Origin of the sequence: Paenibacillus periandrae (assembly GCF_022458865.1) — a bacterium.
Taxonomy (GTDB): domain Bacteria; phylum Bacillota; class Bacilli; order Paenibacillales; family NBRC-103111; genus Paenibacillus_S; species Paenibacillus_S periandrae.
This window is the reverse complement of the sequence record NZ_JAJNMU010000001.1, coordinates 347,074-373,136: the sequence shown is the minus strand read 5'-3', so window position 1 is coordinate 373,136 and position 26,063 is coordinate 347,074. Positions and strand designations below refer to the sequence as shown.

Here is a 26,063-nt window from a genome sequence, read left to right as displayed (position 1 = left end):
GCTTCAGAGCTTACACAAAACCTCGTACAGTCGCATGGGGTTTTTCTTCTGTTTGGAGAGATACGGTTTTAATTGAAGTGATCGGAATGATATTGATGCTATGGGGAGATTGATACTTCACAAAGCGTTCATCCATCTCAATAAGCGTCCCATTGGCAATACTTCCGCCATCAATGAAAAGTATCGTGACCTTTTGATTGAGAAATTCTTTTAACATGGACCTCACATCCTTCCTAGTTCAGTGTACCCTAAAGTCGGAAAGAAGGCAAAGCAGACATTTCACCCAACAAGTTAAATCAGGCAGGTTAAACCTTAAGTTAGACCTATCTTAACCTGGAGCGATATCCGCTATGATAAAACGGAACCAATAGTAAAGGTTGTTCAAAGAGCTGTTTTTTGAGCACGCAATATGACTGAAAAGGGTGGTTGAGATGTCTGCAAATGTTAACAATCCAATGAAAGATGTGCGGAATATTAAATGGGGTCTTGAAATTCCCCGCGAGCATTATTGTGATCAGCCCTATATCGTGATCACGGCAAGCGGAGATTGGGTATGCGTGATGACGACTGGAGCCGGTGTTGAGGGAGAGCGGGGACAGCATGTGGTCTCTGCAATCAGCAAGGACCAGGGTCAGACTTGGTCGGAGCTTACCGATATCGAACCGGCCGATGGCCCCGAGGCTTCCTGGGTCATGCCGCTTATTGTACCGAGTGGACGGATTTACGCGTTTTATACGTATAATAGCAGCAACAGGAGCGAGGTTATTTCGGATAGTGGTTCCCACATATCCCGCGTAGACACATTAGGTGACCTGATGTTTAAATATTCCGATGACGGCGGACGTTCGTGGTCGCAGGATCGGTATCAGGTGCCGATTCGGAATATGCAGATCGACCGTGATAACCCTTATGAGGGCAAGGTGCAGTTTTTCTGGGGAGTAGGCAAGCCGATCATTCATGAGGATTCGGTCTATATGGGGTTGGCCAAGGTGGGCAGCTTTGGTGATGGATTTATGGCATCTTCAGAGGGGATTTTTGTAAAAAGCAGCAATATTTTAACGGAGTCGTCTCCTGAACGAATTAAATGGGAAACGCTTCCTGACGGAGATCAGGGGATTAAGGCGCCTTTGGGTAAAGTAGCGGATGAGCATAATCTGGTCGGACTGAGTGATGGCAGCTTGTACTGCACGTATCGTACGGTTGAGGGTCATAATGGTCAGGCCTACAGCCGTGATGGAGGTCATACGTGGACAAGTCCTGATTATGCTGAGTATAGTCCGGGTGGCCGGAAGATCAAGCATCCGCGAGCCGCTAATTTTGTGCACAGGTACAGCAATGGCAAATACACGCTCTGGTTTCACAATCATGGTACGGACAATCGGGCAACCCCATCGCTTGCTTATCAGGATCGCAATCCCGTCTGGATGTGCGGTGGAATCGAAAAGGATGGGTACATTCATTGGTCGCAGCCGGAAATCGTGTTATATGATGATGAACCGCGGACACGTATCAGTTATCCCGACTTTATTGAGCAAGAAGGCAAATATTTCATCTCGGAAACGCAAAAAACGATTGCACGCATCCATGAAGTTGATGCCGCATTATTAGAGGCTATGTGGAACCAGCATGACAATGACGAGCGATCCGAGCGGGGTTTGGTTTTCGAGGTCGTGAAGCCGTCAACGACAGGAACAAACGCGCTTGTGGAGCTTCCAGAGCTGCCAAACCTTGCAGCCGGAGGCGGATTTGCGCTTGATCTATGGATTTATCATGGAAGCCGTGGAGCTGCAGGAAGCCTGTTGGATACGAGGAGACGGGATGGCAAAGGAATAGCCGTAGCTATGACCGAGCAGGGAACGATTCGTTTGACGTTGAATGACGGCAGAAGTGAATCTTCCTGGGAGTCCGAAGAAGGACTGCTGCAATCCAACGCCTGGCAGCATATTGTGGTGAACGTAGATGGAGGTCCCAAAATCATTACGTTTGTGATCAACGGTGAGCTGGCGGACGGCGGCAAGCAGCGGCAGTTTGGCTGGGGGCGGTTCTCGCCACATATTCAGGATATCAACGGAAGTCGTCAGACACTGCTAGGAGCGGATTGGGAGGGTCTGATCGGATCGTTTCGTATCTATGACCGCTATTTGCTGACCTCTGAGGCAGTTGGAAATTACCGTTTCGGCTTGACGCCACAATAATCCAAGGAAGAAAGGAAGGCAGATCCCGTATGAACGAGGAGCCATGGAAAAAATATATAAAGCTTGGTTTAAATCATCATTTGCTGTTTCCGGCAACCCTTGAGTCGGCAGCCGAGCATCGACGCACGATCAGGGAGGTGCTGGCTTATCCCGAGTTCGAGGTCATTGATATGTTCATTCCCGAGTCCGATGAAGCCGCCGAAGAAGAAATTCCGTTGGTGCATGCCAGCGGCAAAGAGCCTGTGTATAACTGCCCACTGATGAACGGACCCAGGCTGAATCCGAACAGCCCTGACCGGGCCATACGGATGGAGACCGTGGAGGCGGTAATCAAGCATTTGCGAAGAGGGTTAGATATCGGAGCACGCAAGGCCGTTATTGCGAGTGGACCGAATCCGGGAGAAGCGTTAATTGCCGAGCAAACCGCTTATTTCGTTGAATACGTAGCTGCACTGTGTGCGCGTGTCCCCGAGATCGAGCTGCTTATTGAGCCGTTTGATCGCTCCATCGGGAAAAATCTGCTGATCGGATCAACTCGTGAAGCGGCTGAGGTTGTCAGACAGGTTCGAGCTCAGGGCTATGGGAACATCGGACTGCTGATCGACATGGGACATATTCCCTTGATGAACGAAACCTTCGCTCAGGCTGTGAAGGATTCGCAATCCTATATCAGGCACGTACATCTCGGCAGCTGTGTGATGAGCAATCCTGCCAATCCGTTATATGGGGACATGCACCCGCCATGGGGCTACGAGGATGGCGAGCATGATGTAGTGGAACTGGTTGAATTTCTAAAAGCCTTGTTCGCATCCGGCTATCTGGGTGGAGAGGACCGGCCTTCAGTGACTTTTGAAATGAGGCCTTACCCTGGGAAAAGTGAACGGGAAAGTGTGGATGTTTTTCTTGCCAAGCTGCGCGAGGCCTGGAAGACGCTTTGAGGTGCATCAAGGCTGAATGAACAAGGGGAGGATTAAGCGGATGAAATGGATGATTCGTGTGGATATGGAAGGCTTGACAGGTGTCGTCAATATGAAGCAGGTCGTGCCTGGCGCCGAAGACTATGCGTTTGGCCTGCAAATGCTGAAGCATGATCTGGCAGCTGTGCTGGAGGGCCTCTTGCAAGCCGAAGAGGATGAGGTATGGTTGTATGATATTCATTTTTACGGTACGAATGTCGATCTGTTCCAGCTGGACCCGAGGGTTACCGCAATATGCGGCAAGCCTCATTACGGGCCCGAGAACCTTGCCTATCTGGATGGCAGCTTCGATGGGATGATTCTTCTCGGCCTTCATGCGAAGGCTTCGATGCCGGGGGCGCTGCTCAATCATAACTATGAGCATGATATCATCAGAATGAGCGTAAATGGTGTTGTTGTAGGCGAGATCGGACTGGAAGCATTAATGGCAGGCGAGGCAGGCGTGCCTCTCGTTATGGTTACGGCAGATTCAGAGGGTGTAAAGGAGACGGAGTCGCTGCTGCCGGGTACGGTTACGGTTAGTGTCAAGCAGTCGCTTGGCGACACCGCTGCCGCCTGCTATCCGCCTTCGCGGACAGCAGCTCTGCTGAAAGCCGGTGCGATGGAATGCGCCACGGCAGCGAAGAGGCTGACACCCTATACTATCGCCGGACCGATTGAACTGGATATGCAGTTCAAGCAGGGAGCTTTACTGGATAAGCTTAGAGTCAGACTGGCTTCTGCTTTCATCGAAGCAGACCGGATGGTTCTCACCGGTGACACCGTGCTGGAGGCCTGGAACCAATATTTGATTGCCAAATCCGATTGATGGCTTCGGCAGCTTAAGTAACCCCCCTCAAAAATATATGCAGCCGTGTATTGTTTGTACCTGAGCCTTGGTACAATGACATACACGGCTGTATGAGGTTATCGAGCCGTTCACTGAAAGATCGATTTTTAAACATGATCGTATGTGTATCGATTATAATAGATCTAAAACACTCGTTGTGGTACCGAAGGGAGGCGACCGTATTGAATCCATCGATAGATATTTTGATCATCGAAGACGAGGGTGAGGTACTGGAAGGTATTCGCACTTCCCTTCAACAGCTTGACCCCTCAATCGGTCATATCTACGCAATCGGCAATGCGGAGGATGCCAGAGAGATGATCCGTACGTTGTTTCCGCGGATTATAGTAACGGATATTGTACTTCCGCGATTGTCAGGTCTGGAGCTGCTGGATGAAGTGATGCAAATCTCCGATTACGAGCCCAAGGTTGTCGTGATCAGCAGTTATAATGAATTTTCCTATGCACAGCGGAGCTTGCAGTTAGGTGCGCTTGATTATGTGCTCAAGCCTTTCGATAAAGCTGAATTCAAGCTAAAGCTGCTCAAAATTGTGGCAATGATCCATGAGGAGGAGCGGCAGCGGTTCGAAATGCAGCATCGGATCGAGCATGCGCAGATGGGTACCCGGATGCTGATGGACCAATACATACTGAGCTTTTGTACCAAAAAAACACAGCTGCAGGAGCATATTTACCACCGTCTGCAGCTGTGGAATTTAACCTGGCTGACGACCTCCTCCTATCATCTGATGGCCTTTGGCGTTAGCGGTGAGGTACCGGAAAGCGATAAGGATATGGAGCTGCAGCTGTTTTCTATCGGCAACATAGCCGGAGAGACGATGGAGAAGTTCCATTCCTCCTATCTGCTGAAAAACGTCCATAACCGCTGGATCGTAATAACCGCTTATCCCGATCTGGAGGAGATGATGGAGGCCATTCGCCACAATGTCCGCAAGTACCAGCGGCACGAGCTGCATTTTGGCGTCAGCGGCACGATGTTTTCGTTTCAGGCTTTATTTGACGCCTATGAGCAGTCCAATCAATCACTTCGCTGGGCGGCTGCCAACCGTAAGCCGGAGCTTTACTATCAGGAGATGGAGGATGGCCTGTCGGAACGTACAACGGCGGATGTCAATGAACGGTGCGCTGCTGCGCTGATCTCCGGTGACCGTGACGGCATGGTCCGAGCGGTTCGGGACAAGGTGGAAAGCATCGTCCGGTTAACGCAGCTTATTCATCGCAAGCAGCTGGCCCAAAGCTGCCTGGACTGGATTATGGATATTCAAACGCTAGTCAATGAAAAGTCAGGCATTTATCTGGATCAAATATCTTTATCTCTGTGGGAACGTCTCGAACGCTACGAATCAATAGATTCGGTCAAGCACGAGCTGTGTGCCTATTTTCAAGACTTGTCTGATAAAATAACCTCTCAGATATCCGGAACAGGCAATGCGATTATTGAGCAGGCCAAGGTCATGATAGGTGAGGAATTTGATAAAGATATTACGCTCCAGGGCATTGCCGATAAGCTTGCGATTCATCCGGTATGGCTGAGTCATTTGTTCAAGAAGGAAACAGGCCAAACCTTTTCCGATTACGTGATTGAGCTGCGTATGGAGAAGGCGAGAAGACTGCTTCGTGAATCCAATCTGAAAATATATGAAATCGCTTCAAAAATCGGATATTTGGACCTGCAGCATTTCGGGAAAATATTTAAAAAACGAACGGGGATGTCACCCAAAGAATACCGGTATGGCAAATGAACGGAGTGTGCCAACAGCCATGATCAACCTGAATTTATATGCCAAAATCAGTCTGCTGCTTCTATCCGTCGTGACAATCCCAACCATACTGCTGGGATATTTGTCGTTCAGCAATTCAAGCGAGCAAATCCGTAACGTGACGAATGCGTTCCTACTTGATAATTTGCAGCACAATGCCCAACGGGTGGATACCCTGATGACCAGAATTGAACAACGCTCGGAGAAGGTACTGGAATCAGATAAAGTGAAGGCGCTGCTCAGAGAGCCTGCTCCGGACAGCCTGCTCAATGAATTTGATTTTATAAGACTGATGAATCCGGTGCTGGATGAGCTTAAGGGCGAGTACGAGCTGAACATTTATCCCAAGCAGCCTGCCAAATACCCGAATTATGCGGGCGGTATTACGGGAGAGGAACCGTGGTTCAAGCAGGCTCTGCAAATGGAGGGGCGCGGATACTGGCATGTTTATTCCGTGAATGGGGAGCGTACTACGGATTTGCTGTATGTCCGGGCGATTCGCGACTTCCCTCAGCTGCAGCCGCTTGGTGTGCTTACGATTCGGGTTCCGAGCTTTCTGCTGGCTAACCAGCTGATCATTCCCGAGCGTCTGGAGCAGCTGAGCTTCTATATGGTCAATGATGCAGGCAGGATCGTAGCAACCAGATCGAATCAAAAGGAAAGCGCAGATCTGGCTATAACACCGAGCACAGTGAAGACGAATACCTCGGTGCTTCAGACCAGAATTCAGGGTACCGACTATTATGAGGCCGCCAAGACGCTTGGAACGGCAGGCTGGAGCATTACCGCATTGATTCCGGTCTCTGAGCTGATGGGTCCTATTGAGAACATTAAGCAGTTTACCTGGATACTGGTCGTGTCAGGCATATCAGTTATGAGCATTCTTCTATTAATTATCGTGCGTAAAATAACGATTCCGATAAAATCGCTGGTCCGCCATATGCGCCGCATTTTGCTGGGGGAGCTTGTGTATTTTGACAGCTACAGCAAACGAACAGATGAGATTGGACAGTTGATTCGTGGCTATAATTCAATGATTACAGGGATGATCGAGCTGATTGGCAAAACCAAGCAGTTTGAAGAGGAAAAAAGACGTCTGGAAATACGGACGCTGATTCATCAAATGAACCCGCACTTTTTGTACAATACGATGGATACGATCAAATGGAAAGCCGAGAAGGCCCAAGAGCCGGCAATCGTAAATATGGTTACGGCACTTTCCAATTTGCTCCGTTTCAGTATTAACAATGGAGAAGAACTGACGACGGTGGAGCGAGAGATCCAGCATGTACGCAATTATTTGAGCATCGAGCTGCAGCGGAATCACGATGCATTCGCTGTCTTTTTTCAGGTGCAGCCGAATATTCTTCATTTTCCATTTATGAAGCTTACCGTACAGCCGCTTGTGGAGAATGCCATCAAGCATGCGGTCAAGAAGATGAAGGAGGGTACTGGAAAAATTATCGTATCGGTGTACCAATCCGGCAGCCGCCTGATTTGCTGTGTGGAGGATAACGGAGCAGGCAGCGAGCAGGATTTGTCGGCGCATTTTGCACTCATCGAGCAGTCCGGAGGCAATCAGGAATCAGGTGTCGGTCTATACAATGCGGACAGAAGATTGAAGCTGCGGTTTGGAGCAGACGAGGGCTATGGTATTTATATGGAAAATCGGGCTGGAGGCGGCTGCAAGGTCACACTGGTCCATCCCGTTATCGGGCATGAGGAACAGGAAAACCAACATGAACTGTATAAAGCACGGTGAAACATTAAATAAACCATCTTTCGGTCTGTGGTGGGAAGGATTAGAATCAGGGTGAGTTGGGCCCTGTACCTTATAAGGGGGTTACCGGTTTGAGCAATAACATCACATTCAGAGCTATGGTGGCACTGCTGGTTTGGATAGCCCTGACCGGATGCAGTGAGGGCAGTAATCAAGCGGACAGTAAGGATAATCAGATGGAGCCGATTCCTAAGCTCACCGTGATCAAACCGCTGTTTCCGGGACATATCTATCATCCGGACTCGGAGCTTGAGAAGCTGCTGGAGAAGGAAACGCATGTGGAGGTTACCTATGAAACACCCCCTTATAGTGAATACAAGACAAGGCTTTCCGTTAAAATGGCGGGTGGTGATATTCCAGACATTGTGAATACGTACAGTCCAAATGATCCCGAGCATAATGCATTGATCGATCAGGGTGTGTTTTTGCCGCTGGATGATTTACTGCCCAAATTTCCTAAGCTGAAGCAGGCGTTTAGCGCACAGACCTGGGAGTATATGCGCAATCCGACGGACGGTCATATTTATGGAGTTCCCTGGATGCGGGATCGTGGAGGGCAAGGTATCGTAATTCGCAAGGACTGGCTCGACAAGCTCTGTTTGAAAACACCGACAACGCTCGATGGGCTGGTTGAGGTATTGATCGCCTTTCGCGACCAGGATCCTGATGGCAACGGGGTGAATGATACGATACCCCTTACCTTTAAGGACAATCAGATTTCCAATCTGAACGGGTTATTTTCATTATTCGGGGTCAATCCCGGATGGTCTCCCGCAAGTACGGATGCCAATCAGCTTCAATATGGTTTGGTCCAGCCTGGAGTCAAGGAGGCTCTGAAATTTCTGCGTACATTGCGTCAGCAGGGGCTGATGGATCCCGACTTTCTGGTTGGCAAAACAATCGGAATCGACAAGTTCAAGTCGGGCAAGGTGGGTGTGCTTCTTCTGAATATTGGTGATTATCGGCAGCTTGCCGTGATGCCGTCATTAAAGACAGAAATTTTGGACCCGATTCATCATAAGGGGAATGTCCTGAGCATCAATCTTCCGGCCACGCCGATTAACCGGACAAATCAAATTTCCAGTCGTTCCAAGAACCCGGAGGCTGCGCTTCGTTATCTGGAGTATCAGATTACAGGTGGATATGACCTTATTCAATACGGCGTGGAGGGCAAAACGTATCGGATCGATAACGGGGTCAAGCTTCCTTTTGACAATGAAAAAAAAGATCCCCAATACAGCACGAACGTTGGACTTGAGCTGCTGCAGCCGGAATGGCTGTTTACCGACCCGGAGAAATATACCAAATTCGTACCCAGAGATATGGCTGATTACATGATGCACAAGCTCGACACGTATGAGAAGAACATTATGTATGATTACCTTCGTCCTAATGTGGTGATCCCGTCGCTTCAGGAGAAATCAGCGATTCTTCGTCAAATTATTGAAGAAGGGTATACTCGAATGCTTTTGGAATCGAAGCTGGACGTGGATGCAACATTTGATGAAATGGTCGGCAAATGGAAAAAGTCCGGAGGCGATCAGGTCACCGAGGAAGTCAATCGTTTGCAGAAGGATAAGTCGGAACCCAGCTTCACCTATATGCGAAAACCGTAAAGGTTTTCTGTGGAAAGGAAGGAACACAAGAAGATGACGATGAAACCTGAGATACAAGTGGATGAATGGAAAAGAAGCAATCCCGATATAACGGTTTTTGTGCCCAAGGAGGATGCGTACACCGGAGATAATGAGCATTTTCTCGTATTTGAAAGTCCCAAGGGCGAATGGCTGGCATTATGGACACAAAGCTCTGTGGAGGGACACGGTGACAACCATCTGGTTCTGTCACGGAGTAAGGATCAGCTTGAATGGTCGGAGCCGGTTTATGTAGCCGGAGCGCGTCGGGGCGAGAGAGGCGGACAGGCAAGCTGGGGCTTTCCTGTTGTATCGGAGCAGGGGCGTATGTATATCTTTTATACGAAAGATATCGGCATTCATGACTTGGATTCACAGACGACCGGTACGATGGGCTGCGTGTATTCAGATGATGATGGATATACATGGATAACGGGCACTGATATTCCGATGGATCGGAACCGGTATGATCATCCTGATCCTACGGTGCCGCGCAACTGGATCGGTTGGCAGAAGCCGATTCGCGACAGTCAGGGCCGCTGGATGACAGGGTATACACAGTGGAGCAGCCGTGAAGTCTACGATGTCCCCAAGGTTGGCTGGTACAGCAAGGATTCTCGCGCCCTGTTCATGCGATTTGACAATATCGACGAAGGACCGGACCCCGAACGGTTGAAGATCACCTGGCTTCCCCAAGGCAACGAGGGACTTGCAGTGCCTTTTCCCGAAAAGCCCGAGATCTCCGTCGCACAGGAGCCAAGCCTTGTTCTGCTTCCCGATGGTCGTTTATTTTGCGTAATGCGAACGTTTACAGGATTTATCTGGTATTCGGTTTCGAGTGATGATGGAGACAGCTGGACCACTCCACAAATGCTTCGTTATCGTGATGATGGCGAGCCCATTCGCCAACCTATTGCTTCATGTCCCGTATATCCGCTCCAGGATGGCCGGTTCGTGCTTGTATTTCACAATAATGATGGAAATCTGGGGGAATACGGTCCGCATCATGCGCTTCATAACCGTCGTCCCGCTTACCTGAGCTGCGGGCGTTATGTTGAAGGAGCCCTTCAGCCGCTCTGGTTCGGGAAACCTAAACTGTTTGTGGATACAGACGGTTTAACGATAGGACCCAAGGGTACAAGCGAGATTGCCACCTACCCCAGCTTGACGCAATTTAATGGGAAAACGGTGCTCTGGTACCCCGACCGCAAATATTATTTGTTAGGGAAATATGTGACAGAAGCCTGGCTGGAGAATGAGCTTGATTAGGTTTCTTTAAACGACAAATGCGGCCCGCACAGAGTCATTACTCTGAGCCAAGCCGCATTTGTCTTGTAGCCAACTTATAGGTTCGGATCGCATTCGAATTGTATCAGATCGAATTGCAGCAGGAATAGGCTACTGAGCTCTTGTCGATTTCCCCGGTGCAAAGCCGAGCTCCCGTTGCACATTTTCCATTGAAAAAATAGGCTTGTATGCATGGCCCGGCTGTTCATAATAGGATAGATCGAATTGCTCCGCCCGTTCTCCCAATATGGCGCTCAGCATAGCTATGGTAGGAATGCTGCAGCTGCTTTCAGGACCAACCATATTCCACGTATAGGCTCCTGCTTGGAGTGGGGCATGGATGGCATGAACGATGGCTTCGACAACATCGCTTGCATAAATATGGCTTAAGCGGACAAACGGTATGGTTAATTTCGTAGCTGCTGTAACGAGGGGGGTGTCCAACTGTCATCGGACACGACACTACCCAATCGCAGGTTAATAAAGGTAGCATCTGTATGGTTTCGCTGCAAATAATACGTTAGCTGCTCCAACATGAATTTGCTTAAACCATACGCATCCTTGGCCAGACAGATGTGATCATCAGGGATAGGTAGCTGCTGTGGAAGAAATTCGTTATCCAGGCAGCCCACTGCTGCGATCGAGCTGGCTCCAATAAAACGGGTCGCTCCCCGATCGAGCAAATAACGGTACAGTCTTCTTGTGCCAAGTAGGTTGACCGATAATCCGTCTTCTTCGCTGCAGCCCCCGGTAACCGCGGCGAGATGTACAACGGTGCTGATGCTGAATTCGTCCAGAAGCCGCAAATCTTCAAATCGGTCATAGTTCCCGCGGATAACAGCGACGGAAGGATTCACTGGACTTCGCGACAGGCAGATGACATCCTCATGAGCATCTGTCGATAGTCGTTCGACCAGCCTTTGTCCGATAAATCCGCTTGCTCCAGTTAGTAATATCGTCACATAGATCTCCTATTCCCATCGAATAACGATGCCATTATAAGAATTGCGTTTGCTGGTAAACAGCTGGTTGTACACATCGGCTGAAGCATCCCAGATCAACTCGTGGGATATGAGCTTTGCCATATTCAGAGTACCGGATTCGATGAGGCGTATAACCCCTTCACGAACCGGATAATCTCCGATGAAGCAAGGGAACACGGCATCCAGTTGTTTGCTGTGAGGAATATTGAAATGGAAGCTGACCCGATCCGGGTACCAGCCAAGAAACACGAAGGTTCCTTTGTTCTTGCATGTATCGAAGGCATCGTCGAGCAGAGCCTCAAAGCCTGTCGATTCCGCAACGATGTCAACACCCCCGAGGAATCGTTCTTTGATCGCTGCCACTGCCCGCTGCTCGTTGGAATCGATCACCCAATCCGCACATAGCTCACGAGAGCGCTGAAGACGATCTGTCGCAATATCCGAGGTGATGACATAAGCGCCACGGAGCTTAGCAAGCATGGCTGCACATTGTCCGATCAACCCTTGTCCGACGATATAAACAACATCTCCTGTACGGATCCCGGCCTTGTTCCAGGCGTTAGCCGCAACACTCGGTTGAACGAACATGGCACATGCTTTTAGCGATGCGGTCGAGGTCAATTTGTGGGCGAGATGCCTGCTAGCCTTCACATATTGTGCATGCGCTCCGCTGCAAAACACCGTCACCCAATCTCCCGGTTGGAACATCCCGACTGCGTGTTGTCCCACTTCCACAACTTGCCCGCTGGCCTGATAGCCATTTACAAACGGAGGTGGACCGTAATCCGCCCTTTTTCCTTCTGCAATCCACATTTCAGTACCTATGCTTATGCCCGAATAAGCTGTTTTAATAATAATTGAATCATCGTCAAGCTGAGGATACGCCATTTCGATAATTTCCGCTTTTTTGCCAAGCTCTGTTACGGCTAACGCTTTGATCATGGATTTTGCCACCTTTTTCGTTGTATGGTTAGAGGAAAGTTCTAACAGTCCTATCGTAAAGGGATTGTGGAAGGATGACGATGGTGTAAAGTCAGACTTCGTATGGTACATATTCCGATTATGGAAGGAGATAAGTACATGGGGGAATCGAAAGCAAGTGTTGTGTTTGCGGGCAACCGATTTTTCAGAGAAGGCGAGAGCTTCAGTATTGTCAAGCATTCGGAGTCGATGATAGAGGACAGAAATTTCCATTCTCACGATTTCGTGGAAATCTGTTATGTCTATTCGGGTTCTGGTTACCATGTTGTCGGAGAACAGATATATGAGGTGGCTAAAGGGGATTTGTTTCTCATAAATTATGAGGTGACACATACGTTTTACCGTACAGCTGAGCAGCAGGAGCTGGTAACCTACAACATTTTGTTCAAGCCGGGATTTTTGGATGACAGCCTGCATTTGTTTCACGATTTTACAAGCTTGACGCTTTCCTATTTATTCAAGGATAGCTGGACGGAGGAACCGTTCCGCGAGGACCTGAGATTAAGCCTCGACGAGCAGCATGAGTTCGATCAGCTAATTCATAAAATGGACATGGAATACGATCAACGTATGCCCGGACATAGTGCGATTCTAAGAGCTTATACGATTGAGCTGATTGTTATGATGATGAGGGGCTTTCAGAACCGCAGCACAGGCAATGAGCGTCAGCATAAAAAGGCTTCGGAAATCGAAGCGGCACTGCTTTATCTGGACACCCATTTTCACGAACCCATTCAGCTTGCCGAGCTAGCCAAAAAAACCTTTTTCAGCAAAAATTATTTTTCACACCTCTTTAAAGAGGCAACAGGCCTGACGGTTTCCCAGTATACGCAGCTTGTCCGGATTGATAAAGCCTGCGAAATGATGCTGGACCCGGACAAAAAAATCGCGCAGATAGCATTAGAGGTCGGGTATGCGGACTATAAGGCGTTTTATCTGGCTTTTAAGAAACAAAAGGCTTTGTCCCCGCATGCTTACAGGAGCGGTCTGCCCCACACAAAGCAATAACTTAAATGAAGCGTGTTAAACCTTAAGTGAGACCTATCTTATCCGGGGCCTATATCCGTTATATTGGAAATAAAACCGGAGTGGGGTGAGTGTCGAGATGAACCAAAGACGATGGTTGCAGATTATAAAATGGGGAGAAATACTTCCTTTTGCAAGGACGCTGGCAGGGGATGATCTGCAGTCGGGGCTATGAGACGACCGATCAGCTTTCAGACGAAGCTGTTTATTACGTTTTCGTTGCTTGTTACGATGATCATCGCGATTGCATTCAGCGTCTTTTATTGGTATTACCAGAAGGTAAATGTAGAGACGATTATTCGTACTTATCGGGGAGAAGCGGCAAGTATTACCCAGCAGCTCGATAATTCGCTGTATACGATGGACAGGCTGGTTATGCAAATCAAATACAATCCGACGATTGCCAACACATTTTTTTATATGCCTTATCAGGAGAACGCCGAAAGCTACTTCGAGAATAACCTGGAGGCGGCCTACAAAATGAGAGAGCTGATTACGTCCATTGTCGGCCTGGATCCGCAAATTTTTAATCGGGTATCGATTGTGAGCCGCTCCGGCGCTTTCTTCGGAACGGGTGCCTATTATGACAAGGCACGGGCGTCGAAGCAAGCAAGAGAATCGCCCTGGTTCAATCAACTGAGCAGCAAATCGGAATACCGCCTGCTGCTTCCGCCGCACAAGGACGATTGGGATCTCGCATCGAACCGTGAGGTGATTTCGGTTATTCGTAAGCTGGGAGAGGATTTGACCCCCAATACGTTAGTCGAGATCCAGCTGCCTGCCGAATACCTGGATAAGATCAGCTCCTCCGGACAAACCGGCAGCAAGCAGGTGATGATGATCAGCCGCACCGGAGAATGGATATTTCCCCGTAATCCCATACTTACAGAACGTTTAGAGCCGCATCGTCAGGCTTACATGCAGAATTCCGCTGCATCCCCATCCTTGCCATCCGGGAATGAATTTGCCTGGATTGATATGCCGGACGGCTCCCGGGATTTGCTTATTTATCAGCACGCCCCTTATTCGGACTGGACCGTTATGATCGCAGAGCCGGAGCAGGAACTGCTGGCACCAACCCGCCAAGCCGGATATATATTCAGCGTCACGGCTTTTCTGATTATTTTATTAACACTGTTAACCTTGTATTTCTCCACAAAGCGTCTCCTGAAGCCGCTTCGGCAGCTGCGTGACACGATGAATCAAGTGCATCTGGATGCAATTCCGGATATGCGTGAATCGAAATTGTTCAGGGGCGTGGAGCTGCAAAATACGCACAATGAGCTGCACCACTTGTACCAATCCTTTCGTAAAATGCTGGAGCGACTGGAGGAATCGAAGGAGCAGTCTATCGAGGCTCGCTCACGTGAGCTCAGCTCACATTTTGCAGCTCTCCAGGCACAAATCAATCCACACTTTTTGTACAATACGCTTTCCTTAATCGGCGCTTTGGGCTATGAAACGGGCAATAGCAGCATCAATCAGCTTTCAACGATGCTGGTCGGGATGTTTCGCTATATCACCTATGCGGGTGGGCAGCCGGTCACGCTGCGGGAGGAAATCAGGCATACGCTGAACTACCTGAATATTATGAAAATCCGTTACGAGGACCATCTCGACTTTGTAATCGATGTTGATGAGCGGCTGCTCGAACAAGCCCTTCCCAAGATTACGCTCCAGCCGTTTGTGGAAAACTGCTTCAAGCACGGCTTTGCCAATATTAATTATCCCTGGAAAATCACGATTACAGGGTATGAAAGGGATCAAAGGCAGTTTATTGAAATTCGGGATGACGGTTGTGGATTTTCGGAATCCTATTTAGTTGATTTTGCCGAACAGGCTGCCGAGGTTGCGTCCGGTACATTCACTTTTTATTCACCAACATCTCGCGCACAGAAGGAGAGCGGAGCGGGTACGATCAACACGTATGCACGGCTGTATTACCATTTTGGCGGTCGGGTTTGCTTAGAGCTGCTGAATGGGGAGGACCAGGGAGCCATTGTGCGCATCGGCTGGTGGAAGGGGACATAGATACATGCGGCGCAGTGAACGATCTATTATGTACATGCTGCAATAGCGTGCAGCATTCAAAGCTGATTAAGAGGGAGCTGGGGCCAATGCCGACAGTTGTCGTCGTGGACGATGAAGCGCCGTATTGCCGGGCATTAAGAAAAATGATAGAGGAAGCGGGTCCGCGTTTTCAGGTGCTGGGGGAAGCCTTTAACGGGGAGCAGGCACTCGACATGCTCGCACAATTACGACCTGATGTACTGTTTACCGATATTCGTATGCCGGTGATGGATGGACTTCAGCTTATCGCTGAGGCCAAACGGCAGCAGCCGGATATCGCTACCGTCATTGTAAGCTCGTATGACGATTTCCATTATACGCGCAAGGCGATCCAACTGCAGGCCGAGGATTATCTGCTGAAGCCGGTGACGATTCCGGATTTGCAGGAACTGCTTATACGTGTCGAGGCGGGCATCAATGAGCAAGTGAGAAGAAGGGAGAAGGAGCTATGGGCAGCTGTTGTGGAGCAGGGAGCCGTTGATCGGCTGCCCAATTCGATGAGATATGCTCATTACGTTGTCTACATGCTGTGCGCAGGCTCTATGGGCCAGGCTTATGAGGATCATATGCATCCGGGCAAGTTATTTTGGCAGTCGGATTACGGGGAGGTCATTATACGTAAGATGATAGCTGAATCCTATGGCTGCTGGATACTGGATACAGAGAAAGAAAATGAACGCTTTCTGCTGGTAGGAAGCAAGGGATCCGTAGAATCAGCTCTACAGGCTGCGCAGGGATTGATTAAGGAACTGCTGCACAGGGCGGACCGGTTAGCCATCCCCCTGACCATTGTGCAGCAGCCCGTGACCGAATTGTCAGGACTTAAGCAGGTGCTGCAAACCGTGGGCAAAAGGATGCGGCTTGGCCTGCTGTTCGGCCGATCCAGCATAATGGATGAATGTGCTGACCGCAAGCCTGCGCCTATGCATCCCTATTATCGTACGCTCGGTCAGGCGATGGAGCTGCGGCAGAAGCAGCCGATCCTCGACGCGATCTTTGACATCGTACACGTCTGGGAGCAGCAGGAAGCCAGCCAAATCACTATCGAAAATGGCTTGAAGCAAATTCTTTTTATGTTTCCAGAGCATTTCAAATTGATTTCGGATGAGCAGTTCATCCTTGCAGGGATGGAGCTGGATTCGCTTCTGCTCCATTCCTTGACCTATCCGGAGCTGCTGGCCGGAGCTGAATATACATATAACACCTTGATGGATAGTGCAGCTTCCGGTACCCGAATCAGCGATCATCAAGAGGAAACCATTGTACAAATCGAGCAGTATTTGCAAGCCAATTATTCGCTGCCAATTACCCTTCAGGATTTGTCCAGGCGGTTTAATCTGGTGCCCAATTATTTAAGCGCCATGTTCAAAAAATTCCGCGGGGTTACACCTGGTGAATATTTAACCCAATGGAGAGTTCATCAGGCGAAGAAGCTGATGAGCGATTCATCTGGCTTACTGTTGAAGGATATAGCAGATCGCGTAGGTTATTCCGATCCTTTGTATTTCAGCCGCGTCTTCAAAAAGGTTACAGGCTTGGCACCCTCGGACTATATGAAGTAAGCCTGATCTCTGATGTCGGGCTGAAAGCGCAACAAATGAGATATGTCCATAAGCGGCTCTGATTCGTCCATTCCTTTGGCGCAAGGCTTAGGCGTATACTTTTTCGTGAAAGCGATCTCATTTGTTGTAATGCTTTGACGATTATCCGGTTTCATACAAAATCAGTTCAAGGAGTGAAGACATTGAAGGTTCATTCATCGGGTTTACAGCGTTGGGGACGGGAAAGGCGGCGGTACTTATGTATGTTATTAAGTTTCGGTTTATTGTTCACGGCATTATTACCGATTAGCAGTTTCGGCGCTGCAGTTGCCAATGCCGACTCTCTGCCGGAAAGCGATCTGATCAATGAGTCATTTGACGGGATGGCAACGGGATCGACACCAGCTAACTGGGGAGTGTCGGTGACCGGAAGCTCTTATGTTAAAGTGGCGGAACGGCCTGAGGGCGGACGTTTTCTGCAAATTTACGATGCAAGCAAGCAGGCGACACAGGGAATCACCAAAACCTTCACCTCACAGACGGGCAAGCTGACCGTTCAAGCGGATGTGCAGCTGCCCGCGGGGGCCACAGCCGGCAAGGAAAACATGCTGTTCTATATTCTCGATTCAGCTAACAAGCCGGCAATTGCGCTCAATCTGCAGCCGGACAAAATTATTACCTATCGCACAGTCAGCGGTGTCACGACGAGCACGACACTGGCCACGGGTCTGCCCCTGAACGGCTGGAGAAGCCTGATTGTTGCAGCGGATTATAGCAGCAAAACGTATGATTTCTACCTGGACGGCTCACTCATGCAAAGCGGTGTGCCTTTCCGTTACGATGATGCCGTGAACCTGAGCAAGCTTCAGGTAGCCGGGGCCTACTATGCGGATAATACGAACTATATCCGTATCGCCAATCTGGATCAGGTAGCCGTGTACAGCGGGGCTGTCAGATTGCTGCAGCCTCCTGTGCTTGCTCCTGACGTGACGAATGCCACAGTGGGTCAGCCGGTTGATCTTGCTTTTACGGATAACGCTTCATGGCGTGCGGCGGTCAGCAGCGTTGCGGTTGACGGAGCGACAGTCAGCGGCTCAACGTATACAGTGGGTTCCGGCAATCTACATATCGGGGCAGCCGCTTTTCCAACCGCCAAATCGTATCAGATCGTTGTGAAAGCTGCCGGATACGTGAATGCAGCCGTTACACAGCAGGTCTATGCAGCGGCGGTAACCGATCTCGTGTATGAAAGCTTTAATTCGATCACGGTGGGAACGACCCCTTCCCAATGGGGAGCCCAGACGACAGGCAGCTCTTATGTGCAGGTGAAAGAGAAGCCTGATGGAGACCGATATTTACAAATTTACGATGTCAGTAAAATGACTACGGAAGGCATTAACAAGAGCTTTGCCTCACAGACAGGCAAGCTGACGATTCAGGCTGATGTCCAGCTGCCGACGGGGGCAACTGCTGGCAAGGAAAATGCGCTGTTCTATATACTGGATTCAGCGGGTAAGGCTGCAATTGCATTAAGCTTCACACCTGATAAAATAACCTCGTTTCGAACTGTAGGGACAACAACAACGACAACGAATCTGGTCACAGGACTTCCGCTTCATGGCTGGAGAAGCATCACAGTGGCTGCTGATTTCGCAGCCAAAACCTTCGACTTCTATCTCGACGGTGAATTGAAGTCAGCGGCTGTTCCGTTCCGGTACGATGATGCCGCCAATATAGCAAGGCTGAAGGTCAGCGGAGCTTCCTATGCGGACGATGCCAATTACATCCGCATCGTGAACCTGGACAATGTCCATATTTACGTGGGTGAGCCAAAGTTTCCTGCACCAGACCTTGTTACACCGCCAGCACCAGGTGTTGAGAAAAATTCCTTCGACAGCTACTCCAGCGTATTCCTTTCCTCCAGGTGGTGGCGTACCGACGGCATGGATGGACAGCTGGGAACACTGGATGCGTTGAAACGTTTTATGGCTACCGATGACAAGTGGTCTTATATAACCGACAAAAACCAGATCTCCAATATCGTACGGCAGGGAGTCGGTTTTCAGGGCACCTTGAATATGAATATGGGAACGGTTGGCAGAGCCAAATACTTCGACGGAACTCCGATTGTAGCACCATGGATGACCTGGGGAGCGACCTGGGGCAGCATGAGCGATCCGTTGTACTACCAGGCTGTGCTGAATGTCGGCAAGCAGAGCATTGACGCGGGAGCGGCTTCCTTCCAGTTTGACGATTGGCGCGGCAGCGTGGATGCCTACAAGTTCGGCGGAGATTTCTGCGATCCGTGCATGGAGCAGTTCCGCCAGTATCTGGATGACAACTATTCGGATACACAGCCGAGCGCTTGGGGAGTTTCCGACATTTCAGCCTTCAACTATAAGACGTATTTGCAGACGACACTTAATGTTCAGACCAACGGCGATTATATCAATAAAAAAATACTATCACCCTTGGACGGTGCTTTTAGTGATTTCAACTACAAGGCTACCATTGGTTTTCATACCCGGATGAAACATGATCTGGAGGCTTATGCGGGTAGAACGATAGAGTATTCCAATAATGCCCCCTTCATTAAGGATTCTGTGGCAAGCAAGCATTTTCTGCATGATGCGTTCAACTATGGCATGGGTGAGAATGATGAGGACTCCATGACCATTGATAATATGGTAACGAACGGCTCCTTGTCCTCAGGCCTCGGCAAGCCGCATATCATATCGCCGTTGCCTTATCACGAGGCCAAAATTCGTGAAGGCATCGCCGCATCCTATGCGCTCGGGCAGTATATGCTCGTACCGTGGGATGCCTGGCTGCAGGGCTCGACGCGCTACTTCGGAACCGTTGAGCAGTACGGCGATTTATTCCATTTTATCAGGCAATATCCGTACCTGTTCGATGGGCAGGAGCCTCCCGCCAAGGTAGGCATACTTGTCAAATGGAGCGATATGAATTTTGCGACGCTCAGCAGCTTGTCGATGAAATTGTTTAAAGCCGGTGTACCTTTCAGAATACTTGCTGCTAACGACAGCCTGCCGACTTATGCGCTGCGCGAGCAATCATTTGAAGGTCTGGATACGCTGATCGAATATGCTCCGACAGCTTCCTTCAGCGCGGCCGACCAGCTGCTGATCAGCAATAGCGGCGCCACTGTTCTCGGTGCCACCTATGTCTACTCAACCTGGCTCGCTGCCAGAAGCCAGGTGTCCGTCAGCGGCGGAGAACAACTGTATGCCACCGTTCGCTCGCCTGAGGACACTCACGCTCCGAAAGTCATCCACCTGCTGAACCGTACCGGGTCAACGGCAGAGGATATCGAGGTTATGTTGGCGGATTCGGCATTTTTTGAAGGCTCCAATCTTCAGGCCGTGCTTTACCGACCGGGCCATAATCCGCTTGCACTCACTGTAACGAATACGGGAAGCGGCAAGCATAAGGTTACGGTTCCTTCCCTGGAGGAATGGGGAATCGTTCGTGTAGGCAGCGGCAGCTCGATTACGTCTGGTGATGCGTTCAACGTATCGGCGCCATGGTCGGGTATCGCGATTGGCAATCCCGCACCCACAGGCTCGGCATCTTCCAGCGGAAGCACCGTTACCGTCACGAGCTCCGGTGCAGGCCTGCATGTGCCGTCCAAGGGGGATATGGGCTCCTCGGATCAATTCTCATTTGTATATGAGCAAATCCATACGACACCGCTTCAGGATTACAGCGTAAGCACGAGGCTTGCGGACTCCACAGGGGCTGCTAATGGTGCATTGACAGGTCTTATGCTGCGCGAGACTCCGGCCTCCAACGCCAAGTTCGTTGCTATTGCTAACGTTGCAGGGAACGGGCTGAGGCTGTTCTGGCGTGATGCAGACAATAGCGAAATCGGCTCCATGTCACTCGGTCAGCCGGCGCTTCCCGGGTATGTAAAGCTGGTAAGGCATTCCGGGACGTATTCGGCTTATTATTCCTCGGACGGCATTCAATGGGGGGCTGCTATCGGTACGCATGATATTTCGCTGCGCACCACGCTTGGTGGCGTCTTCACTGCAGCCGGCAAAGGAAATGCATCCCATACGGCTTCGTTTGATTCTACCGTCATTACGTATGGTGAGGTGGTTCTTCCGTCCGGTCAGCTGGATCACCTGACTATAGGCGGCCTGCCACAGCAGCTGACGGTAAGCAAGACAGCGCAGGCAACGGTGACCGCCAGCATCTATAATTCAGGAGTGGAAACGAAGCTGGATATTACAGGTGAGCAGATTCAATATACGTCCTCCGACCCGTCGGTAGCGACAATCAGCTCCAGCGGGATCGTAAACGGGATCGCGACAGGAACGGCAACCCTAACGGCTTCATTCACCGCTAATGGCGTAACCGCAACGGGAACGGTAGCAATCACGGTCGTGCCTCCGAATTCCGTACTGCTTGACGAAACGTTTGATTCCTATGACGTATCAGAGCTGCCGGCAAGCTGGGTATACAGTCCCACTACAGTGGGAGGCTCTTACATTCAAATATCGGAGACTCCGTCTGTATCGGACAAAAGCCTGAATATTTATGATAACTCGCCGGGTGGATTCCCATCGGCAACAGCCAGCTTTGAACAGCAAGCCGGTCCGTTCTCCGTCCAATTTGATTTCAAGGTAAGTTTCGGTACGGTGAAGAGCAACGGCGGTGCGATCGTCGCATATATGCAGTCGCCAAGCGGAACGAATGGTATCTCGCTGCTGGTTGAAGACGACGGTTTCTGGTATCTGGATGGATCGACGACAGTTGTAGCGGCCCCGGTTGTGGAAAACCAATGGTATGCGATTCGTATTGATCTGAATCCAGGAACAAGAAAAATGGATCTGTATATTGATGGAGTGAAGGTTGTGGATCAGGGGAACTTCCGCAACGCAGTCGATACGATTTCCAAAATACAGGTGGGCGGAAGCTCCAACGGAGTGGAAACGTCGGCCTTCTGGAACAATGTGCACATTTCTTCCTGATAAGCAGTCTGTCAGTTTATACAGCTATATGATGTAACTAAGAGTCAAGCCCGGAGAATGTAAGGCTCCGGGCTTTCCCATGTACAACTACTGTTTATCCATATACAACATAGATCCGTCTATGTATGGAGTCTGGCGAGGCTGTTACACTTATTCTGTAAGCGCAAACAAAGCAGGGAGCACGCTATTCAGCAAGAAAAATAGAAGCAGCATGGAGGTGAGAATGAAAATGAATATCGAACATAATGAGAGCGTTATCGCCAATGCTGCCGTCAAACGGTCGGGCACACAGAATAAATCCGGCTGGCTTTATGATCTCCGTAGAAACATAAACCTGTATCTGATGGTGCTGCCAGGACTTATCGGGTTTATCGTGTTCCATTACATACCGATGTACGGCATCATCATTGCTTTTAAACAGTATGATTTGGTCCTCGGATTTATGGATAGTCCATGGGTCGGCTTCAAGCACTTTCAAAGCTTTTTTAACGATCCTTATGCGGTCCGGGTCATTAAAAATACGCTGCTGTTAGGCTTTTACAGCCTGCTGATCGGCTTTTGGCCACCGATTATTTTGGCGCTGCTGCTAAATGAGCTTACCTGGAAAAGGTGGAAAAAATTTTTCCAGTCGATCAGCTACCTGCCGCATTTTATCGCGATGGTTGTCGTGGTTGGGATGATGATGGACTTTCTGAGCATAAATGGTGTGGTGAACTCGATCCTGCTTTCAATGGGTTTTGACAAAATAGCGTTTTTTAATGAATCGGGCTACTTTCGCAGCCTGTACATCGGCAGCGGTATTTGGCAGGGAATCGGGTGGGGATCGATTTTGTATTTAGCGGCTCTGACGGGGATCGACCCGGAGCAATACGAGGCCAGCTATATCGATGGCGCCAGCCGCCTGCAGCGCATTTGGCATATCAGCCTTCCGGGCATGCTGCCGACGATTACGATTCTACTGATCCTGCATGCCAGCGATATTATCAATATCGGCTTTGAGAAAGTATACCTGATGACCAATCCCGCGATTTATGAGGTGGGCGATGTGATCCAGACATATGTGTACCGAAGAGGTATCGTAGACCGCAATTTCAGCTATGCGACTGCAGTTGGTTTGCTCAACAGCGCTGCCGCCTTCCTGATTCTGTATACGGCCAACAAAGCGAGCAGGGCGCTGAAGCAAAATTCGTTGTGGTAGGAGGAACCCCATTTGAAAAATACAGGCTTGGCCAATCGGCTGTTTGATATATCCAATTTCATCGTACTCATGCTCTTATCGCTTTCTATCGTACTGCCGTTTGTGTATATGCTATCGATTTCCTTAAGCAATCCGGTACAAGTGGGGCTTTATCAAGTGGGACTGATACCACGCGGGTTCAACTGGAAGTCGTACGAAACGGTTTTTCAGGATAATCAGATTCTGCTGTCGTACTGGAACAGCGTGCGTTATACGATGCTGGGCACAATACTAGTGCTGCTGATCGGCTGCCTGACGGCATATCCGCTGTCTGTCAATCGGTTCAAGGCGCGCAGACCCTTATCGATTCTGTTTACGTTTACGATGTTTTTCAGCGGCGGCTTGATTCCGTCTTTTATGCTGCTCAAAAATTTGAGCCTGCTGGACACGATTTGGGCAATAACGCTGCCCGCTGCATTCAGCTTCTGGAATATCGTCATCCTGCGCACCAATTTTCAGGCAATGCCGCAGGAGCTCTATGAATCGGCCTTTATCGACGGTGCCAACGACTGGCAGATTTTGTTCCGCATCGTGCTGCCCTTGTCGAAAGCGATTTTGGCGACGATTGCGCTGTTTGCCTCTGTCGGGCTGTGGAATGCCTATTTCGGCCCATTAATGTATCTGACCTCACCAGAAATGCAGCCTCTGACGATTATTCTTCGACGCATTTTGCTGGCCAATGAGGTGCTGTCACAGGGCGCGCTGGATCAGGCCAACAGCATGGAGATCGACCCGGTCGCCTCAGCAGGACGGATGATGAGTATTCGGATGGCGACGATCTTTGTCACGATTGGCCCGATCGTGCTGATTTATCCGTTTGTACAAAAATATTTCGTGCAGGGAGTTCTCGTTGGTTCGGTCAAAGGCTGAGCGGGTTGCGGAGCGGAAGGATGAGCTGCTGCTGCATGTTTATGGATCTATCAGTCTGCTTTCTGTCGGTGTAAGGTGAAGCAATTTGCAACTACAAACAATGGAGGGGTTTATGTGAATAAAGTTACAACAAGAACGGCCGCTGCTGTCATGGCGATCTGTATGACGATTTTGGCTGGGTGCCAGAGCGGGGAGAAAGCCGCTTCGACCGCGCCTGCCGCAGCGGGGGATGGGAAATCTACGAAGGAAATCCCGACAGTCGAAATCATGACGGCCTGGGACCCGGGGCTGCCAATCAGCAGCGATTTGCCCGTCTTCGTAGAATGGGGTAAGCGGACAGGGATCAAATTCAACGTCAACAGCCCGCCAAGGGATGCATTCAAGGAAAAAATAAACATTGTGCTCACCTCGGGCCAACTACCGGATATGATGAAATTTTTTCAGGACGAAACGACGCAAAAGGAATACGGTCCGCAGCTGTTTGTAGCATTGGATGATTACATGAAAGCCGGCAAGCTGCCCAATCTGGAACGCTGGCTGAAGAAATACCCGGAAATTGAAAAGGCGATGCGCCGCCCCGAGGATGGCAAGCTGTACGGCTTCCCGCTCGTTCAGGATTTTGATTTTGCAACGACGCTGTGGCAGGTGCGCAACGATCTCCTGAAGAAGGAAGGACTGGACGCGAGCCAGATCCAGAGCGTCGACGATTTGAAAAAGGCGATGCTGGCGCTGAAAAAGCAGACCGGAGACTATATCACCTCCTCACGGCTCGGCTTTGATTATTTTGCCGAACGGACGCAGGTGTATTTTGGAGTTAATGTCAACAACGGCCCGAATAACGGGATGATGTTCGATCCGGAGCAGAAAAAATTCATGTTTGCCCCGGTTGATTACAAGGACCGTTACAAGCAGTGGGTCGAGCTTATGCGCTGGATGTACGCGGAGAAGCTGCTGCACCCGAACTTTCTGACGATGAAGGACCAGGAGCTGTTCGCAGGCTACGCGAGTGACGATTTCCCGCTGATGCTGGAGCAAACGGCGATGAAAAACCTCAATATGACGGATGATCCGGCCAAGGAGGTACAGCCGATCTATCCTTTCAAGATCGATGGGAAGGTCCAGTCGCAAAATCTCGATCCGCATTACAATATTCATTACCGCTCACCGCTTGTCATTAACAAGAAATCCAAACATATTGATGAAATCATCAAAGCGATGGATTATACGTACAGCGATGCAGGTATTGAGCTTTTGATGCTGGGCGTTGAGGGGGAGACCTTTTCAAAGGACCCGAAGACTCCGTCAGGCTACAAATTCGACAAAACGCAAAGCGCCTGGACGGTTGGCGCAGACGGAAAGTTCCCGGACGGATTGAAAAAGGGTACGGATTACGGTTACGGCACTTGGTGGCTGACTGGAGTAATTCCTGCCGCTGCTCGTTACAGCACCTGGAGCTACAAGGAAGGGCAGGAAAAGGAAGCGCAGCTGGTTCCTGATCGGATGAAAAAGCTGAAGGAACTGGGGGCGCTGCGTGATCCTGAGCCGGCATTAAATTGGAACAAGGAAGAATCCTCCAAAATATCCGAAATCAGCACAGCGATGAAAACCTATATCAGTGAGAACGTGACCAAGTTTATTCTCGGTCAAAAGCCGATGACGGAATGGGAAGCTTTTACTGACGGCTTCAAGAAGTTGAGATATGAGGAGCTCGCCAACATGTATAACGAGAAATACAAAACCTTGAAATAGCCGCCGATATTGAACCCGAAGAGGAGGCCGAGACTTTGCCCGGCTTCTTTCTGTATGTCGGATTTTTTTTCGATTTTGCTAATAACCATGTCCTCCGTTAACACCGGAAGACATGGTTTTTTGTCG

At 49.8% G+C, this 26,063-nt stretch carries 18 protein-coding genes; 14 read left to right on the top strand and 4 right to left on the bottom strand.

Going from position 1 to position 26,063, the window contains the following annotated elements:
- Positions 1–10 precede the first annotated feature (10 nt).
- Positions 11–217: a hypothetical protein gene (locus LRL21_RS01780; protein ID WP_076227957.1), complete on the bottom strand. Its 207-nt coding sequence runs from the start codon at positions 215–217 to the stop codon at positions 11–13.
- Positions 218–455: 238 nt separating this feature from the next.
- Here LRL21_RS01780 and LRL21_RS01775 point away from each other — a divergent pair, with 238 nt between their 5' ends.
- The 7 genes from LRL21_RS01775 (at position 456) to LRL21_RS01745 (ending at position 10,465) form a co-directional block, all read left to right on the top strand.
- A complete protein-coding gene (locus tag LRL21_RS01775) occupies positions 456–2,195 on the top strand; it encodes an exo-alpha-sialidase (RefSeq protein WP_240414033.1) in 1,740 nt (579 codons plus the stop codon).
- A 29-nt stretch (positions 2,196–2,224) separates the two neighbouring features.
- Positions 2,225–3,133, top strand: a complete 909-nt coding sequence (locus tag LRL21_RS01770; RefSeq protein WP_240414032.1) for a sugar phosphate isomerase/epimerase family protein — start codon at positions 2,225–2,227, stop codon at positions 3,131–3,133.
- Between the two features lie 40 nt (positions 3,134–3,173).
- Positions 3,174–3,980: a M55 family metallopeptidase gene (locus tag LRL21_RS01765; RefSeq protein ID WP_240414031.1), complete on the top strand. Its 807-nt coding sequence runs from the start codon at positions 3,174–3,176 to the stop codon at positions 3,978–3,980.
- Between the two features lie 203 nt (positions 3,981–4,183).
- The gene (locus LRL21_RS01760) at positions 4,184–5,764 is read left to right on the top strand and encodes a response regulator transcription factor (protein ID WP_240414030.1); all 1,581 of its coding nucleotides are present in this window, start codon (positions 4,184–4,186) and stop codon (positions 5,762–5,764) included.
- Positions 5,754–7,544 (top strand): sensor histidine kinase, encoded by a 1,791-nt coding sequence (locus LRL21_RS01755; protein WP_240414029.1) that lies wholly within the window; start codon positions 5,754–5,756, stop codon positions 7,542–7,544. Before LRL21_RS01760 ends, LRL21_RS01755 begins: the two co-directional genes overlap by 11 nt.
- A gap of 89 nt (positions 7,545–7,633) precedes the next feature.
- The gene (locus LRL21_RS01750; protein ID WP_240414028.1) at positions 7,634–9,178 is read left to right on the top strand and encodes an extracellular solute-binding protein; all 1,545 of its coding nucleotides are present in this window, start codon (positions 7,634–7,636) and stop codon (positions 9,176–9,178) included.
- Positions 9,179–9,217: 39 nt separating this feature from the next.
- Positions 9,218–10,465: a sialidase family protein gene (locus LRL21_RS01745; protein ID WP_240414027.1), complete on the top strand. Its 1,248-nt coding sequence runs from the start codon at positions 9,218–9,220 to the stop codon at positions 10,463–10,465.
- Positions 10,466–10,594: 129 nt separating this feature from the next.
- Here LRL21_RS01745 and LRL21_RS01740 read toward each other — a convergent pair whose 3' ends face one another.
- The 3 genes from LRL21_RS01740 to LRL21_RS01730 are packed head-to-tail and all read right to left on the bottom strand — an operon-like array spanning position 10,595 to position 12,408.
- Positions 10,595–10,927 (bottom strand): NAD-dependent epimerase/dehydratase family protein, encoded by a 333-nt coding sequence (locus LRL21_RS01740; RefSeq protein ID WP_240414026.1) that lies wholly within the window; start codon positions 10,925–10,927, stop codon positions 10,595–10,597.
- Positions 10,891–11,445 carry an NAD-dependent epimerase/dehydratase family protein gene (locus tag LRL21_RS01735; protein ID WP_240414025.1) on the bottom strand — a complete coding sequence of 185 codons (555 nt, stop codon included), beginning with the start codon at positions 11,443–11,445 and terminating at the stop codon, positions 10,891–10,893. The genes LRL21_RS01740 and LRL21_RS01735 overlap by 37 nt, the downstream gene beginning before the upstream one ends.
- Positions 11,446–11,454: 9 nt before the next feature.
- On the bottom strand, positions 11,455–12,408 hold the full coding sequence (locus LRL21_RS01730; RefSeq protein ID WP_240414024.1) for a zinc-dependent alcohol dehydrogenase: 954 nt from the start codon (positions 12,406–12,408) through the stop codon (positions 11,455–11,457).
- A gap of 138 nt (positions 12,409–12,546) precedes the next feature.
- On the opposite strand from LRL21_RS01730, the gene LRL21_RS01725 reads away from it, so the two are divergent.
- The 7 genes from LRL21_RS01725 (at position 12,547) to LRL21_RS01695 (ending at position 25,937) form a co-directional block, all read left to right on the top strand.
- Positions 12,547–13,455, top strand: coding sequence for an AraC family transcriptional regulator (locus LRL21_RS01725; protein WP_240414023.1), 909 nt, complete (start codon positions 12,547–12,549; stop codon positions 13,453–13,455).
- Positions 13,456–13,644: 189 nt separating this feature from the next.
- On the top strand, positions 13,645–15,504 hold the full coding sequence (locus LRL21_RS01720) for a cache domain-containing sensor histidine kinase (protein WP_240414022.1): 1,860 nt from the start codon (positions 13,645–13,647) through the stop codon (positions 15,502–15,504).
- A gap of 86 nt (positions 15,505–15,590) precedes the next feature.
- On the top strand, positions 15,591–17,105 hold the full coding sequence (locus LRL21_RS01715) for a response regulator transcription factor (protein ID WP_240414021.1): 1,515 nt from the start codon (positions 15,591–15,593) through the stop codon (positions 17,103–17,105).
- 182 nt (positions 17,106–17,287) lie between these two features.
- On the top strand, positions 17,288–22,081 hold the full coding sequence (locus LRL21_RS01710) for a hemoblobin-interacting domain-containing protein (protein ID WP_240414020.1): 4,794 nt from the start codon (positions 17,288–17,290) through the stop codon (positions 22,079–22,081).
- A 229-nt stretch (positions 22,082–22,310) separates the two neighbouring features.
- Positions 22,311–23,279, top strand: coding sequence for an ABC transporter permease (locus LRL21_RS01705; RefSeq protein WP_240414019.1), 969 nt, complete (start codon positions 22,311–22,313; stop codon positions 23,277–23,279).
- Between the two features lie 12 nt (positions 23,280–23,291).
- Positions 23,292–24,188, top strand: coding sequence for a carbohydrate ABC transporter permease (locus LRL21_RS01700; protein WP_240414018.1), 897 nt, complete (start codon positions 23,292–23,294; stop codon positions 24,186–24,188).
- A 114-nt stretch (positions 24,189–24,302) separates the two neighbouring features.
- Positions 24,303–25,937 (top strand): extracellular solute-binding protein, encoded by a 1,635-nt coding sequence (locus LRL21_RS01695; RefSeq protein ID WP_240414017.1) that lies wholly within the window; start codon positions 24,303–24,305, stop codon positions 25,935–25,937.
- The last annotated feature ends 126 nt before the right edge of the window (positions 25,938–26,063 follow it).